Here is an 800-nt window from a genome sequence, read left to right as displayed (position 1 = left end):
TTGCAAAGTTTTAAATCTACTATCAAATAAGGTAGAATAATAGAAAAAGATAGCAGGAGGAATGACGATGAATCATTTTAAAGGAAAGCAATTTCAGCAGGATGTGATTATTGTAGCCGTGGGCTACTATCTTCGTTATAACCTTAGCTATCGTGAAGTTCAAGAAATCTTATATGATCGTGGCATTAACGTTTCTCATACGACGATTTATCGTTGGGTGCAAGAATATGGCAAACTACTCTATCAAATTTGGAAAAAGAAAAATAAAAAATCCTTTTATTCATGGAAAATGGATGAAACGTACATCAAAATTAAAGGAAAATGGCATTATTTGTATCGAGCCATCGATGCAGATGGTTTAACCTTGGATATTTGGTTACGTAAAAAAAGGGACACACAAGCAGCCTATGCTTTTCTTAAGCGGTTAGTGAAGCAGTTTGATGAACCGAAGGTTGTAGTCACAGATAAAGCCCCCTCTATTACAAGTGCCTTTAAGAAACTAAAAGAATACGGCTTTTATCAAGGGACAGAACATCGTACCATTAAATACCTGAATAATTTGATTGAACAAGACCATCGTCCAGTAAAGAGACGCAATAAATTCTATCGAAGTTTACGCACTGCCTCTACCACGATTAAAGGCATGGAAGCCATCCGAGGATTATATAAGAAAACCCGAAAAGAAGGCACTCTCTTCGGGTTTTCGGTCTGTACTGAAATCAAGGTATTATTGGGAATCCCAGCTTAAATCATAGATACCGTAAGGGATTTTATTCTTTATTTAAAACTTTGCAACAGAA

The 800-nt window shown here is 36.0% G+C and carries 1 protein-coding gene; it reads left to right on the top strand.

Annotation, left to right across the window (positions count from 1 at the left end):
• Nucleotides 1-67: 67 nt before the first annotated feature.
• Nucleotides 68-748 (top strand): IS6-like element IS1216 family transposase, encoded by a 681-nt coding sequence (locus LRA01S_RS10590; protein ID WP_001015311.1) that lies wholly within the window; start codon nucleotides 68-70, stop codon nucleotides 746-748.
• Nucleotides 749-800: the final 52 nt, after the last annotated feature.

Source organism: Pseudolactococcus raffinolactis NBRC 100932 (assembly GCF_001591765.1).
Taxonomy (GTDB): Bacteria; Bacillota; Bacilli; order Lactobacillales; family Streptococcaceae; genus Pseudolactococcus; species Pseudolactococcus raffinolactis.
The sequence above is the reverse complement of the archived record's forward strand: the minus strand, read 5'-3'. Positions and strand labels throughout refer to the sequence as shown.